The following is a 14,391-nucleotide window of genomic DNA, read 5'->3' as shown; positions in this document are numbered from 1 at the left end:
CCTCTTCCAACCCCACGAGTGCGCCAACTACCTGCACAACTCCGGATACGGTTCCGTCTAATCGAGTCCCGCTCTAGCGGGGCGGTGAGCCAGGCGACTGTCTTGCCCGACGCTTCAAGAGTTCCCGCACCCTTGTGCTGAGGGACACCGCGGCCGGCTGACAACCGACGCAGGCCCGTCCTGCGGATAGATCCCGGCGCGTGACGTCGGGCCCGATTGACACCCCCCGCGGCCGGCCCACTGATAGGCGAATTCATCCGGCGTTACGACCGGCGTCTATTTTTGTAGGAAACCATAATGGCCAGCTCGGCGCAGATTCCCGGCGCGCGCGTACCTCTTCGCACCAAATTCTTCTTCGGCCTCGGCGCCACCGCCGAAAGCATCACCCTGGCCGCGGTCGGCGGCTATGCGATGTTCTACTACAATCAGGTCCTGGGCTTGCCCGCGACGCTCGCGGGTCTCGCGATCACGGTCAGCCTGGTGCTGGACGGCTTCGCTGATCCCATCGTCGGCTCACTGTCGGACCGAACGCGCGGCAAGCTCGGCCGCCGCCACCCCTACATGTATCTCGCCCCCGTCCCGGTGGCCCTCTGCATCGTGGCGCTGTTCAATCCCCCAGCGGCCTTCTCGCACCTGTGGCTGTTCGTCTGGTTCTCGGGCTTCATCGTCACCCTGCGGGTGTTCATGGCCGTCTACCACGTGCCGCACCTGGCGCTGGGGGGCGAGCTCTCGGGCGACTACACCGAGCGCAGCCGAATCATGAGCTGGAACAACCTGCTCGGCATGATCGGCACGGCCGGCACCAGCTTCGTGGCGCTGACCTTCTTCTTCCACAAGACCGCGGAATATCCGCGCGGCCTGCTGAACCCCCACGCCTATACGCCCTTCGCCTTCGCAGTGGCCGGCTCGGGCATGCTGCTGCTGCTCGCCTCGGCCTGGTTCACCCGCGACCGCATCGCGCTGCTGCCCAAGACCCCGGACGACCTGCCGGCCTTCAGCCCCTTCGAGTTCATGAAGGACATGGGCAGCGCCTTCTCCAACCGAAACTATGTGTACCTGCTGATCGCCTATTTCTTCCTGTCCCTGATGCTCGGTATTCGCCAGGGCCTGGGGCTCTACATGAACACCTTCTTCTGGGAGTTCACGTCCGAGCAGATCCGCTGGTTCGTGATCGGCACCATCAGCGGCTACTTCCTCGGGTTCGCCACCGCGGCCAGGCTGCACGGGCGGTTCGACAAGAAGATCGCCATCATCGTCACCTGCGTCCTGCTCGCGACGATCCCGGCCATCGCGCCGAGCCTGCGGATTCTCGGGCTGTTCCCCGAACCGGGCCAGCCGATGCTGCTGCCGCTGATCATCATCTTCACCGGCCTAGGCTCCTGCGTGGCCAGCATCATGAGCATCAGCGTCATGTCGGCCCTGGCCGATATCGCCGACGAGAATGAGGTCCGCTACGGCTACCGGCAGGAGGGGGTGCTCTATTCGACGCGGGCCCTGTTCTCCAAGATCGACGCCGCCATCGGTCACTTCTTCGCCGGCATGGCCCTGGACATCGTGGCCTTCCCCGAGAAGGCGCAGCCGGGACAGGTCGATCGCCAGACCCTGATGGACCTGGCTCTGGTGGACGCGCCCATCGCCACCATTCCGGGCCTGATCGCGGTGTTCTTCTACGCCCGCTACAAGATCAACCGGAAGAGCTACGACGCGACCCAGGCCCAGCTCCAGGTCCTGCGCCGCGAGCGTGCCGCCAAGGCCGCGCCGGCCGGCCAGCCGGGCGCCGAGCCGGACGGCATGGTGGGTGAAACCACGACCTAGACGATCAGGCGGGCGCGGATGGCCTCACGGGTCGCCGCGTCCGCCCCTATCGCATCCAGATAGGCCTCGATCGAACCGCTACGCGCCTGGATCGAGGCGAAGGCGGCGTCCAGATAACTGGCCTCGACCCCCAGGAAGGCGCGCACCGCGGTTTCCGACGGCCGCTTGCCGAGAGACGCCTCCAGGGCCTGGGTGATCATCGGCAGTCGCGCATCGACCCGGGCGGCGAGGTTGGTGAGCAGGTAGTCGGCGCGGATGTCGTCGTCGTGGACGCCGAGCACGTGGTGGGTCAGGGCCGCGAGCAGACCCGTGCGGTCCTTGCCGGCCGTGCAGTGGATCAGCACTGCGCCTTCGTCCTTGGCCAGGGCGGCGAGGTAGCGGCCGAAGAGCTCCAGGTGGCGCGGCTCGAAGGGCGCCTTGTCGTAGTAGTCGAGGAAGAAGGCCCGCGCGCTTTCCGGGGTCAGGTCGGTCTCGCGAAGAAAGGCCACATGCGGCGCCTCGGTCTGGTCGCCCAGGTCGCACTGGATCACCTGGGCCGCGAAGCCCTCGTGGCGCAGGATGGGATCATTGTCCCGCTCGCGAGGGCGGCGCAGGTCCACCACGGTGGCGAGCTTGAGGTCGGCCATCACCGCCAGATCGGCCGGCGTCGCGCGGGCCTGATGGGCGGCGCGGAACAGCTGGCCCGAGGCGACGCGTCCCCCGCGCACGGCATACCCACCGTAGTCGCGGAAATTCTCGACACCCTCGAGGGGCAGGATGCGGGGATCGGTCATGAGCGCTTCCATGAGGCTCATGACCTAGACAACAAGTGTGACGGCTGGCCTAGAGCTGGTTGTACTCGCCGCAGCGGCACTTCACGACCACTTCGCGGGCCGAGGCTTCATCCTGGCCCACGAGGATCACCGCGTCGCAGGCGCCGCAGGTGAAGGCCGCGCCGATGTCGGAGGTCTTGTCGAGGTCGATGGCGACCGCTTCCACCAGGTCCCGACGGCCGATGAACAGGCTGGGGAACACACGCATCGAAGTCATGATCATCGAAACCGCCTCACTATGGCTCAAACTCACGGGGTCCAGAGCTGACCCTGCAAGAACCAAGGTTATGAACTGCAATTGCTGCAATGCAATGACAACCAGCACCCCTTGCGCGCAAAGGCTCCCGGCGCTCGGTGGGCGAACAACTTGCGCGGCGCAGCATCGCCAGCGCCCGGTTTGCGATCAGCGGGCCTGAGCGTCCATCAGGCTGCCGGCATAGGCGGCGTGGCCGACATGGGTCAGGCGGGTTTGGAAGTCGGCGAACACCTGGCCTCCCAGGTCACGCCATCGGCTGCAGAAGGCATAGTCCTCCGAGAGATGCTCGCCGGTGTCGGGTTCGATGAAGGTCTCGAAGATCATGGCGGCCTGCTTCGACCCGCCACCGGAGGTGTCGCTGAGCCGCGCCTTGAGTTCCGGATGGGCGGCGGCGACCCGCTCCACCACGACGCGCTTGATCAGCATGAAACCCGTCCCGAGATAGGCCACCGGGCCAAAGCCGTCGTCATCGATCTCGACACTGTTGTTGGGCGTGGGGATGAAGCGGACCACATAGCCCACGGAGGCGGCCATCAGGTCGCGTTTGCCGTCGATCGCGGCCTGGCGCACCTTGGCCCAGTCGATGCTCTTGAGGGGATAGACGCCGCCCACCAGGTCGCGATCGGCGTCCAGCAGCCGGAAAACCTGCTCGGGCCGAAAACCTATGTCGGCGTCAACGAACAGCAGGTGGCTGGCGTCGCTTGTCAGGAACTTGTCGGCCATGGCCGCGCGGGCCCGGGTGATCAGGGCGTCGCCGCCTCCCAGTTCCACGGTCAGCCCCACGCCCCGCGCCGCGCAGGCGGCCTGGAGGTCCAGGACCGAGCGCATGTAGTGGATGTGGGCCAACCCGCCATAGCAGGGCGTCGCCAGAAAGATCGATGCGGCCTTGGCCATGAAGCCCCCTTGTTTCGGAGTGAGCTTCCCGTGCGCCGCCCCGCAGGGCAAGGCGTCTAGTAGACCAGATCAAAGCTCGCGAGCGCTGCGGCGGCGGTAAGGAAGAGGATCACCGCCAGGATTTCATAGCGTTTGAAGAGGGGCCCGTTCGGCGATCGCATCTTGGTCTCCTGGGCGTCCCGGGATGGGACACCGAGGTTTTGTCAGGGCAAGCGTGAGGCCAGCCTCAGGGGCGCGCGGGAACCTTGCCGGGCCAGGTGAGGAAGCCGTTGCGGTCGCGGCCGGCGGCTTCGCGCGGGGCGCAGCCTCCGCAGCCCCGCCCGCCACCACGACTGTCGTAGCCGCCGTGGTGCTCATAACCTCCGGCATAGCGTCGACCGCCGGAGCTTTCCGACTGTTCGGAATAGCGCTCGCTGAAGGTTTCACGGTCTTCGACGCTCACCACCCGGCCCTGGATGCGGCGATCGGGGACCTCGACATAGCCGTCATACTCGGGCGCGGGCGCGGGCGCGGCCGCATATGAGCGCTGCTGGGCATAGGCGTACTCGCGCACCTCCCCATAGTCGCGCTCGACTGCGCGCTCGGCATGATGGCGCTGGACCTGGGTGACACGGCGCGCGGCGGGGCGAGCCGCCTGGCGGTGTACGGCCGGACGATAGGCGGGTTGTTCCGGCTCCGGCGTCATGGCGGTTGGCTGGTCGGCGATGGGGGTCGGCGCGGCGGCCGGCGGGCAGCTGGCCTGGGTCGCGGCCGGCTTGCAGCAGCAGTCGGCGGGCTTGGCCGCAGGCGCCTGGGCGATCCTCAGGGCGCCGGTGGAATCGCAGGCGGCGAGGGCCAGGAAGGCCAGGGCGGGAATGAGGGAGCGCAGGCGCATAGCTGGGTCTTCCGGCGGCTCGAAAACGAGGGTCGGAGCCACCGTTGGAGATCAGGCGCCGTTAACGCTGTGACTTTCACCGTGCGCGCGAAGAAAGCTCTCCACCAACTCGGCGTAGAGGTGAAATCCCTTATAGGCCGCGAAATCCGGGGCGGCAGAACGCCAGGCGCGGGCGAAGGCCGACAGGCGCTCCGGGCTTTCCAGCAGGGCCGCAAACGGCGTCAGCCACACCCGGATGGTGAAGAGCACGCCGCCGGTGTCGGGCAGCCGGCGCACGGTCTGGCGTTCCACCCGGGTGAACAGCGCCTGGCCGACATCGCCAGGCGAGATCTCGGCGATGCGAGCGCGGACCGGGGCGGAGAACGGGGTGAAGAATTGATCGGAATTGACCACCGACCAGTTGCGCCGTTGCAGGATCAGGCCAGGACGCAGGCCATCGAAGATGCGCGCCAGCCGCACTAGGAAGCGGTCATTGAAGCCGTTCACCGGGCCGTGGATGTCGGCCAGGCTCTTTCCCAGCACGTCGGCGGCGGTGAAGAAGGTCGGCGCCGAGAGGCTCAGCGCGCTGACCCGCCAGTGACCGCCGGCCTTCTCCACCAGCACCAGGTCGTCGGCGACGGCGCGCGAGGCGGCATAGAGCGGCGGCAGGTCGCCGGCGGACGCGACCCCGATGAGCGCGGCGACCTCCATCTGGCCAGGCCGCGACGCCGCCGTCTCGCCCCAGACCAGGTCGCGGTGTTGGGCGTAGAGGGTGTCCTTGCGCGCCGCGGGATCGGCCTCTCCCCCCTCCAGCCAGCGGGCCTCGTCGATAGGCGCCAGGCCGATGGCGAAGTCGGCGCCCTCCTCCCAGGGACGGTGGCTCATCGCCGCCGCAGCCTCTCGACCAGGGCGTAGAGCGCCAAGGCCGCCACGACCCCCAGGGTGTCGGCCATCAGATCGCGCCAGTCGCCGTGCCGGCCGAACCCCATGGTCGCCTGCAGCAACTCCACCGCCGCGCCCACGGCGATGGCGAAGGCGGCGATGGCGCGAGGCCGATGGTGCGAAAGCAGCAGGCCCGTCATCGTCAGGACGAACCAGGCGATGCTGTGCTCGATCTTGTCGCCCATGGGCGCCGAGGGCAGCTCCTGCTGCGGGATCAGGCACATGGCCAGCAGGATGGCGGTGGCCACGGCATAGAGGGCCAGGCGCAGCGGGCGAGGCAGGGAAGCGAGAAACATGTCCCCTAACTTGCACGTCTCCCCTTGCGTCTCTAGCGTCGCGCCGATTTTCAAGGACGGAGTGGGTAATGGCGGTCGAGGCGGTGATCTGGGATTTCGGCGGGGTGTTCACCTCCTCGCCCTTCGAGGCTTTCGCCCGCTATGAGAGCGAGAACGGCGTGCCCAAGGACCTGATCCGCCGGGTCAATTCCACCAATCCCGACACAAACGCCTGGGCGCTTTTTGAGCGGAACGAGATCGACACCAAGGGCTTCGATCAGCTCTTCCTGGAGGAGTCGACCGTGCTCGGTCATCCGATCCCCGGCAGCCACGTCCTGCCCCTGCTGTCGGGCATGGTGCGGCCGCGCATGGTGGCGGCGCTGAAGGCCTGCAAGGAACACTTCAAGGTGGGCTGCATCACCAACAACATGGTCAGCATGCATTCCCCGGGCGCCGACGCTCCGCAGCGGGCGGCGGGCGCCATGGGTCAGATCATGCCGCTGTTCGACCACATCATCGAAAGCTCCAAGGCCGGCGTCCGCAAGCCCGACCCGAAGATCTACCTGATGATGTGCGAGGCCCTGTCGGTTGATCCCCAGAGCTGCGTCTATCTCGACGACCTGGGGATCAACTGCAAACCGGCCGCGGCGCTCGGGATGAAGGCCATCAAGGTGGTGGACGTCGACCAGACCCTGGCCGAGTTGGGCGTCGCCACCGGCCTCACCTTCGACAAGGTCGCCGCGTGAGCCGCCCAGACAAGATCGGCGCGGCGGCGGCCCTGGCCAAGCTGCCCGGCTGGAACGCCCTGGGCGGCGACCGCGACGCCATCACCCGCACCTATCTGTTCCCCGACTTCAACACCGCCTTCGGCTTCATGGCCCGGGCCGCCCTGATGGCCGAGAAGCTGGATCACCATCCGGAGTGGTTCAATGTCTACAACCGGGTCGAGGTCACCCTGGCCACCCACGACGCCGACGGAGTGACCGAGCTGGACGTGACCCTGGCCGCCTTCATGGATAACGCGGCCCACCACGCGGGGCTGAAGAACTAGTTCACCAGGATGGTGCCCAGCAGCAGCTTGCCGCCCGGGCCGCCGAGCACTCGGTCGGTCTCGCGCTGCAATTCGCGGGCGATGAACTCGGCGTTGGGGGCGGTGGAGGGCGACAGGCCCGAGGCGTAGATCTGCAGGGCCTGCACAAATCCCGCCCGGAACCGAGGGACCAGCAAATCGGCCTTGGCCCGCTGGTCGGTGTTGGGAATGTCGATCCCCGTCTCCACGGTCAGCACGCCGCGCCGGCCGTCGGGACGCATGATGGTGGCCGTCAGGGTCGGAAGCTGCAGGTAGGAAAGCCCGCCGCCCTTCTTCTTTTCGGTCTTCTCCCCGCCTCCAGACGCCTGGGCGGCCACCGGCAAGGCGGCGGCGAGGGCGGCGAGACTCATCAGGCGGCGGCGATCCATGCGTGACGGTGTGCCGCATTATGGTTAGCGGTCTCTTTACGCGGGGCGTTCGACAGTGCGGCGAAGATTCGCACGACCGATCACGCATGTGATCGGTCTTCTGGGTTAGAGCGGGCGCGGGCGGAAAACCGGTTCCCACTTTTTCTCGCCCGCTCTTGATGGAGCCCGCCCTTGGGCCGTTTCGCGCCAACCTCTCTCGATCTCGACGGCAAGGTGATCCTGGTCACCGGCGGCACGGGATCCTTCGGCAAACGCTTCATCGAAACCGTTCTGCTGCGCGCCAGGCCGCGCAAGCTGATCGTCTATTCCCGCGATGAGCTGAAGCAGAGCGAGATGCAGACCGACCTGGCCGAGAAGTTTCCGGCCGAGCAACTGACCTGCATGCGGTTCTTCCTCGGCGATGTCCGCGACCGCGAGCGCCTTACCCTGGCTCTGCGCGGGGTCGACATCGTGATCCACGCCGCGGCCCTGAAGCAGGTGCCAGCGGCGGAGTACAACCCGTCCGAGTGCATCCACACCAACATCATGGGCGCCGAGAACGTGGTCTGGGCCTGCCTGACCAACCGGGTGCAGCGGGTGATCGCGCTCTCCACCGACAAGGCCTGCAACCCGGCCAATCTCTACGGCGCCACCAAGCTGGCCTCCGACAAGACCTTCGTGGCGGCCAACAACCTGTCGGGCGACATCGGCGCCAAGTTCTCCGTGGTCCGCTATGGCAATGTAGTGGGTTCGCGGGGCTCGGTGGCCCCGGTCTTCCAGCGGCTGCTGGCGCGCGGCGCCACGGAGCTGCCGATCACCGACCCGCGGATGACCCGGTTCTGGATCACCCTGAACCAGGGGGTCGACTTCGTACTGTCGTCCCTGTCGCTGATGCGCGGCGGCGAGATCTTCGTGCCCAAGATCCCGTCGATGAAGATGACCGCTCTCGCCGAGGCCATGGCGCCCGGCGTGCCCATCAAGGTGATCGGCATCCGGCCGGGCGAGAAGCTGCACGAGATGATGATCTCGGTGGACGACGCCCGCACCACCGTCGACCTGGGGGACCGCTACGCCATCGAGCCGGCCTTTGTGGAATACACCCGCGAGAGCTACGCCAAGACCCATCCCATGGCGCCGGACGGCTTCTGCTACGCCAGCGACACCAATGACGAATGGCTGAGCGGCGACGGCCTCATGGAGCTGATCAACGATCCGGCGCCGGTGGCCCCGCCCCTGCGGCGGCGGCTGACCGACTGATGGCGGGGCCGCTGCTCCCCTATGGCCGCCAGACCATCGAGGACGACGATATCGCCGCCGTCGCCGAGGCCCTGCGCGGCGACTTCCTGACCACCGGCCCCCTGGTCGACGCCTTCGAGGCCGCCTTCGCCGAAAAGGTCGGGGCGCGCCACGCGGTAGCCTGCGCCAATGGCACGGCGGCCCTGCACCTGGCCATGCTGGCGCTCGATGTGCAGCCGGGCGAGGTCTGCATCGTCCCCTCCATCACCTTCCTGGCCACCGCCAACTGCGCCCGATACGTCGGCGCCGAGGTGGTGTTCGCCGACGTCGATCCGGCGACCGGCCTGATGACGCCCGACACCTTGGCGCAGGCCCTGACCCGGATGGGCGATCGCAGGCTTCGCGCCGTCCTGCCGGTCCACCTGCGCGGCGACACCGCCGAGCTTCCGGCGCTGGCGGCCCTGGCCCAGAACGCCGGCGCCGTGCTGGTGGAGGACGCGCCCCATGCGCTCGGCTCCACCATGAGCTTCGGCAATACCAGCGAACGGGTCGGCGACGGGCGCCACTCGGCCATGGCCACCTTCTCCTTCCATCCGGTCAAGACCATCGCCACCGGAGAAGGCGGCATGGTCACCACCAATGATGACCGGCTGGCCCAGCGCCTGAAGACCCTGCGCAGCCACGGCATGGTCCGGCCGGAAGGGGCCGATCCGTGGATCTACGAGATGCCCGAGCCGGGCTTCAACTACCGCCTGCCCGACATCCTCTGCGCCCTGGGGCTCTCGCAGCTGGCCAAACTCGACCGCTTCGCCGCGCGGCGAAGGGCGCTGGCCGCGCGCTACGCCGAGGCCCTGAAGCCGCTGACGCCCATCGTGAGGCCTGCGACCCGCCCCGACTGGAGCGACCCGGTCCTGCACCTGATGGTGGTCCTGATCGACTTCCAGGCCGCGGGCAGGACGCGCCGCCAGGTGGTGGACGACCTCAAGGCGCGCGGGGTGGGGACCCAGGTCCACTACATCCCCGTCCACACCCAGCCCTACTACCGCGACCGCTATGGGCCGATGGACCTGCCAGGGGCCCAGGAATGGTACCGGACCTGCCTGTCGCTGCCGCTTTATCCCGGCATGGCCGATGAGGATGTGGACCGGGTGATCGTGGCCCTGTCTGAGGTTCTGGGGCTCTGAGGGCAGGTTTAGGCGCCGGATGAAGTGGTTCACCCGCCCCTGATTTCGATATATCGGAATCAGGCCGCCGCGGCGACGGCGGTCATGGCCTGCAGCAGTTCGCGGACCTGGCCCATGCGTTCGGGCGCGCGGGCGAGTTCGGCGCGGGTGTCGTCGCGGCGAACCAGTTTCAGGGCCTCAGCGCGGGCGCGATCGGCGGTGGGGCCGAGGGGGGCGGTGTCGCCGATCGCCATGCGCAACAGGGTCATCAGCCGTTGGACCGGCCCCTGGGAGGACTTGGCGACGAGGGAGACGATCTTGGAGTCGGCCTCCACCATGCCGCCGACATCACCGATCTTGGCCTGGATCGGACCATAGTCCTCCGGCGCCAGGCCAGCGCGGGCCGCCTGTTTCTGCAGCTTGGCCAGGACTTCCAGCTTCACGGCCGGGCTGTCGGAGCTGAGCCGGAACTCCTTCTCGAAGCGCATGCCGCTGACATTGGCCGACAGAAAGCGGCCGGCCTGACGCTTGTTGGCCGCGCCGATGACGTTCTCCACCAGCCACATCAGGGCCTCGACCTCGGCGCGGGAGGTGCGGCTGGTTCCCAGATAGGCCTCGACGAAGTCGCCGGTGACCAGCATCCGGGATCGGGTGACGAAGGCCTCCTGCACATCGTCCAGGGAGATCATGGTCCCGGCCGCGCAGGTGAGCGCCATGGCCAGGGCCCGCATGACCGCGATCTCGCCCTCGGCGTCTCCAGGCCGCAGGCGGCGTGGGCCGGTGAGGTCGCGGACAACGCGCTTGGCGATGGCCAGGCGCACGGCGCCGAAGTCCTCGGTGGAGAGCCAGCGGGCCAGGCGCTGGCCGGTCTCCGACAGGGGCGGCATCATCCGCTGCACCGAAGGTTCGATGCGCATGAGGGCGTCGACCGGATCACAGGCCACCAGCCGGGTCATGGCCGCCAGGCGCGCGCCCAGGTCCAGGTCCTTGCCGATGATGTCGTCCAGGCCGGACTTGGAGCCCAGGATCTCGGCCAGGGGCTGTTCGATGACCGCGAGCGCCAGGGCCCGCGGCGGTCCGGCCAGGGGGGCGGAGTCGGCGAGATCCAGCAGGCGGGTGACCTTTTCGGTCCAGCTGCGGGCCGGTGCGATGGAGACCGCGACCCCGGCGCCCAGCAGATAGGCGCGCTCCGGGTGCTGGGCCACGCGCTCGGCGGCGCGGGCGAAGCCTTCCTTGTCGAGGTTGGGCAGGTCGCCCTTGCGGGTGTCCTTGAGCAGCCGCTCGATGGCGCGCTCCACCAGGCCCTGGAAGACGCGGATCAGCTCATGGACCGACAGACCCCGGGCCTGCGCCTCGGGAATGGCCAGCTTCTGGATGGCGTGCTGCAGGTCGGTGCCCGAGGCCTCGAGCTCCTCCACCAGGTCGGCCCGGTGCAGCAGTTCGAAGGGCGTCGCGCCCTTGCGCTCCAGGAAGCCCTCCAGCAGGCGACCGATCCGGTCGCGGGCGTGGATGGTGTAGAGGTCCTGCGGGCTGACGCAGAGCGGGTCGTTGTCTTCCTTGACCTTGGACTTCTTCGGCGGCTCGGCGTTGCCCAGGTTGAGAATTCCGACCGACTGGAACTCGCGGGTCTCGGGATCGAGGGTTTCCTTGGTGACGCGGACCGCGGCCACCTTGCCCTCTTTCATCATGTCGTTGGCGGCCGCCAGCGCCGCGGCGCGGTTCTCGGTCGCAAGATCAAGCGTCCAGCCGCCGGCCGGCGTCCGCTTGCTGAAAACCTCGTAGTGAACCTGAGCGCCGTCCATAGTCCCCCCAAGAACCAGCACCGTGACGCAACAACCCTAAAAACAGTTTACTGCGACAAAGTGGCGCTGGTGGCCGGTTGACGCGTTATGGAGACAGCCGCCGCCTCGCCGCCCGCCCCATTGAGGCCACGCTGCGGGGCGACTAGCTTCAGTCACGCTTCCAAGAAGGAATTTGTTCGAGCCCATGGCCAAGATCACCCTGGTGGACGACGACGAGAACATCGTCACGTCGGTCAGCCTCGCCCTCGAGAGCCACGGCCATACCGTGAAGGCGTACTTCGACGGCGCCGCCGGCCTGGCCGCGCTGGAGAACGATCCGCCCGACCTGGCCATCCTCGACGTGAAGATGCCGCGCATGGACGGCATGGAAGTGCTGCGCCGCCTGCGTCGGACCTCCGACCTGCCGGTGATCATCCTGACCTCCAAGGACGAGGAGATCGACGAGATCCTCGGCTTCAACCTCGGCGCCGACGACTACATGCACAAGCCCTTCAGCCAGCGGCTGCTGATCGAGCGGGTGAAGGCGGTGCTGCGCAGGGCCGGGGCCGACGCCGAGGAGGCGCTGGCCACCCCCGGCGACACCAGCGCGCGGGCCTTGAAGCGCGGCAAGCTGACCCTGGACCCCGCCCGCCACGACTGCCTGTGGGAAGGCCGCCCGGTGAAGTTGACGGTGACCGAGTTCCTGCTGCTGCAGTCCCTGGCCCAGCGGCCCGGCTTCGTGAAGAGCCGCGACAACCTGATGGACGCCGCCTACGACGATCAGGTCTATGTCGATGACCGCACCATCGACAGCCACATCAAGCGGATGCGGAAGAAGTTCCGCGAGGTCGACCCTGAGTTCGACGGCATCGAGACCCTTTATGGCGTCGGATACCGATACCGCGAGACCTGACCCGGGACGCCTGTCCTCATGGTTCAGCTGGCTGCCAGGCTCGCGCCTGGGGCGGCTCATCATCGTGCTCAATCTGCTGGGCCTGACGATCCTGATCGCCGGGGCCCTGGTGCTGAACGAGCTGCGGCGCGGGCTGGTCAACGCCCGCATCGACAGCCTGACCACCCAGGGCGAGCTGATGGCCACCATCATCGACCAGGCGGCCACCGTGGGCGAACCCCTGCCGGCCATGGATGGCGCCTATGCCAGCCAGATCCTGCAGCTGCTCTCCAACCCCCGAACCCAGCGCGCGCGGCTGTTTGACTCCAAGGGCCGGCTGATCGCCGACAGCTACTGGGTGGCCGACCGGGTGGAGTGGAAGGTGCTGCCACCAGCCCGGGCCCGCGACGACGACCCCGGCTTCTCCCTGCAGCTCAACAAGGGCCGAGAGCCCCCGGCTCCGCAGCCCGAGGTCAAGGAGGCCCTGGCCTTCGAGGTGGCCCAGGCTCTGAACGGCAAGCATTGGTCGGGCATGCGGGCGGGCGACGACGGCGAGCGGGTGGTGTCGGTCTCGATCCCCATCCAGCACGTCCAGGCTGTGCTGGGCGTCCTGACCCTGGAGGCCAGCGACGTGGACGAGATCATCGCCCGCGAGCGCGTGGCCCTGATCCCCTTCATCCTGATCGCCATCGGGGTGACACTGGCCTCCTCCCTGCTGCTGAACAGCCTGATCGCCCAGCCGGTGCGCCGCCTGGCCCGGGCCGCCGACCGGGTGCGCCTGAGCCGCGCGCGCTCCATCTCCCTGCCCGATATCGCCAAGCGCGACGATGAGCTTGGCGACCTGACCCGGTCCCTGCAGGACATGACCCACGTGCTGAGCGAGCGGATGGACGCCATCGAGCGGTTCGCGGCCGACGTGGCCCACGAGATCAAGAACCCGCTGACCTCCCTGCGCTCGGCGGTGGAGACCCTGGAGCTGGTGAAGGACCCGGCGGCCCGCGAGCGGCTGCTCGCCATCCTGCAGCAGGATGTCACCCGCCTGGACCGGCTGGTGACCGATATCTCCAACGCCTCGCGGCTGGACGCCGAGCTCTCGCGGGAGGATCCCAAGGCCTTCGACCTGGGCCACCTGATCGGCGAGGTGGTGCAGCTCTACAGGGACACCGCCAAGCCCGGCGAGCCCACCGTGGCCTACACCCCGCCCGACGTGCTGGAGCCGATCATGGTCTCGGGACGCGAGGGGCCGCTTGGCCAGGTGCTGCGCAACCTGGTGGACAACGCCCGCTCCTTCAGTCCGCCCGGCGGCGAGGTGCGGGTCAGCCTGGAGCGCAACAAGGGCGAGGCGAGCGTCGCCGTCCAGGACGACGGGCCCGGTATCCCCCCCGACAATCTGGAGACCGTTTTCGATCGGTTCTACACCTCGCGGCCCAAGGGCGCGGCCTTTGGCGGCAATTCGGGGCTTGGCCTCTCCATCGCCCGCCAGATCGTCGCCGCCCAGGGTGGGACGATCCGGGCGGAAAATCGAATAGATACGGACGGCCAGGTGGCCGGCGCCCGCTTCACCGTGGTGCTGCCAGAGGCGCGGCGGTGATCCATCACGCCGGATTGATCGCCGCCTTCGTCGGTGGCGGCTGGCGCGGGATCCTGATCCAGGGCCCCTCCGGCGCCGGCAAGAGCGACCTGGCCCTGCGCTGCCTGAACCAGGGCTTTCGATTGGTGGCCGATGATCGGGTGGAACTCTGGATCAGCGGCGGGGGTCTCTACGGCCGCGCGCCGGAATCCCTGTCAGGCCGGATCGAGGTGCGGGGGCTCGATGTCCTGACCGAGCCGGCCCTCGCCTGGTGCCGGGTCAGCCTCTGTGTGCGGGCCGGAACGCCCGATCGCATCCCCGAACCCGCCTTCACCGATGACTTCGGGTTGCGGATACCCCTGCTGACTCTCGCGCTGCTTGAGTCTTCGGCGCCTGCGAAGCTGACTCGCGCGTTACGACATCTTGGAGACAGTCGATAAGGAGCGTATCTAGGCGGCCTCGCGG

16 protein-coding genes are annotated in these 14,391 nt (G+C 68.0%); 8 read left to right on the top strand and 8 right to left on the bottom strand.

The genetic code is table 11. The annotated features are described in order from the left end of the window. The first annotated feature begins 297 nt into the window (after nt 1–297). Nucleotides 298–1,815: an MFS transporter gene (locus tag OCL97_RS07010; protein ID WP_377368829.1), complete on the top strand. Its 1,518-nt coding sequence runs from the start codon at nt 298–300 to the stop codon at nt 1,813–1,815. On the opposite strand, the gene OCL97_RS07005 is transcribed toward OCL97_RS07010, so the two are convergent. The 6 genes from OCL97_RS07005 to OCL97_RS06980 all read right to left on the bottom strand — a co-directional run bounded on the left by OCL97_RS07005 (nt 1,812) and on the right by OCL97_RS06980 (nt 5,868). Beyond that, nucleotides 1,812–2,588: a tyrosine-protein phosphatase gene (locus OCL97_RS07005; protein WP_377368827.1), complete on the bottom strand. Its 777-nt coding sequence runs from the start codon at nt 2,586–2,588 to the stop codon at nt 1,812–1,814. The genes OCL97_RS07010 and OCL97_RS07005 overlap by 4 nt on opposite strands. A 49-nt stretch (nt 2,589–2,637) precedes the next feature. Then, nucleotides 2,638–2,850, bottom strand: coding sequence for a hypothetical protein (locus OCL97_RS07000; protein ID WP_305337383.1), 213 nt, complete (start codon nt 2,848–2,850; stop codon nt 2,638–2,640). 180 nt (nt 2,851–3,030) lie between these two features. Next, a complete protein-coding gene (locus tag OCL97_RS06995; RefSeq protein WP_377368825.1) occupies nt 3,031–3,777 on the bottom strand; it encodes a hypothetical protein in 747 nt (248 codons plus the stop codon). Nucleotides 3,778–4,003: 226 nt separating this feature from the next. Next, nucleotides 4,004–4,651, bottom strand: a complete 648-nt coding sequence (locus tag OCL97_RS06990; RefSeq protein ID WP_377368824.1) for a hypothetical protein — start codon at nt 4,649–4,651, stop codon at nt 4,004–4,006. 51 nt (nt 4,652–4,702) lie between these two features. Continuing rightward, the gene (locus OCL97_RS06985) at nt 4,703–5,515 is read right to left on the bottom strand and encodes a heme-dependent oxidative N-demethylase subunit alpha family protein (RefSeq protein ID WP_377368823.1); all 813 of its coding nucleotides are present in this window, start codon (nt 5,513–5,515) and stop codon (nt 4,703–4,705) included. Then, a complete protein-coding gene (locus OCL97_RS06980) occupies nt 5,512–5,868 on the bottom strand; it encodes a VanZ family protein (protein ID WP_377368822.1) in 357 nt (118 codons plus the stop codon). Before OCL97_RS06980 ends, OCL97_RS06985 begins: the two co-directional genes overlap by 4 nt. 68 nt (nt 5,869–5,936) lie before the next feature. Here OCL97_RS06980 and OCL97_RS06975 point away from each other — a divergent pair, with 68 nt between their 5' ends. Together OCL97_RS06975 and OCL97_RS06970 are read left to right on the top strand one after the other, a co-directional pair. Continuing rightward, complete coding sequence (locus OCL97_RS06975; RefSeq protein ID WP_377368820.1) at nt 5,937–6,593, top strand: HAD-IA family hydrolase; 657 nt, start codon at nt 5,937–5,939, stop codon at nt 6,591–6,593. After that, nucleotides 6,590–6,898: a 4a-hydroxytetrahydrobiopterin dehydratase gene (locus OCL97_RS06970; protein WP_304775409.1), complete on the top strand. Its 309-nt coding sequence runs from the start codon at nt 6,590–6,592 to the stop codon at nt 6,896–6,898. Before OCL97_RS06975 ends, OCL97_RS06970 begins: the two co-directional genes overlap by 4 nt. Here OCL97_RS06970 and OCL97_RS06965 read toward each other — a convergent pair. After that, on the bottom strand, nt 6,895–7,287 hold the full coding sequence (locus OCL97_RS06965; protein ID WP_305703538.1) for a Tat pathway signal protein: 393 nt from the start codon (nt 7,285–7,287) through the stop codon (nt 6,895–6,897). The two genes, OCL97_RS06970 and OCL97_RS06965, sit on opposite strands and share 4 nt — an antisense overlap. 189 nt (nt 7,288–7,476) lie before the next feature. On the opposite strand from OCL97_RS06965, the gene pseB reads away from it, so the two are divergent. Next, nucleotides 7,477–8,541, top strand: coding sequence for a UDP-N-acetylglucosamine 4,6-dehydratase (inverting) (gene pseB / locus OCL97_RS06960; protein WP_377368818.1), 1,065 nt, complete (start codon nt 7,477–7,479; stop codon nt 8,539–8,541). Further along, complete coding sequence (pseC, locus tag OCL97_RS06955) at nt 8,541–9,704, top strand: UDP-4-amino-4,6-dideoxy-N-acetyl-beta-L-altrosamine transaminase (protein ID WP_377368816.1); 1,164 nt, start codon at nt 8,541–8,543, stop codon at nt 9,702–9,704. Before pseB ends, pseC begins: the two co-directional genes overlap by 1 nt. A gap of 59 nt (nt 9,705–9,763) precedes the next feature. On the opposite strand, the gene OCL97_RS06950 is transcribed toward pseC, so the two are convergent. After that, nucleotides 9,764–11,485: a hypothetical protein gene (locus tag OCL97_RS06950; protein WP_377368814.1), complete on the bottom strand. Its 1,722-nt coding sequence runs from the start codon at nt 11,483–11,485 to the stop codon at nt 9,764–9,766. A gap of 184 nt (nt 11,486–11,669) precedes the next feature. Here OCL97_RS06950 and OCL97_RS06945 point away from each other — a divergent pair, with 184 nt between their 5' ends. From OCL97_RS06945 to OCL97_RS06935, 3 genes are read left to right on the top strand one after another with little or no spacing between them, the layout of a single operon-like run. Then, on the top strand, nt 11,670–12,377 hold the full coding sequence (locus OCL97_RS06945) for a response regulator transcription factor (protein ID WP_305337389.1): 708 nt from the start codon (nt 11,670–11,672) through the stop codon (nt 12,375–12,377). Further along, entirely contained in the window at nt 12,346–13,947 is a 1,602-nt protein-coding gene (locus OCL97_RS06940) for a stimulus-sensing domain-containing protein (protein ID WP_377368811.1), read from the top strand. Before OCL97_RS06945 ends, OCL97_RS06940 begins: the two co-directional genes overlap by 32 nt. Next, nucleotides 13,944–14,366 carry an HPr kinase/phosphorylase gene (locus OCL97_RS06935; protein WP_377368810.1) on the top strand — a complete coding sequence of 141 codons (423 nt, stop codon included), beginning with the start codon at nt 13,944–13,946 and terminating at the stop codon, nt 14,364–14,366. The genes OCL97_RS06940 and OCL97_RS06935 overlap by 4 nt, the downstream gene beginning before the upstream one ends. The last annotated feature ends 25 nt before the right edge of the window (nt 14,367–14,391 follow it).

This window comes from Phenylobacterium ferrooxidans, assembly GCF_042714595.1.
GTDB lineage: Bacteria > Pseudomonadota > Alphaproteobacteria > Caulobacterales > Caulobacteraceae > Phenylobacterium > Phenylobacterium ferrooxidans.
The sequence above is the reverse complement of the archived record's forward strand: the minus strand, read 5'-3'. Positions and strand labels throughout refer to the sequence as shown.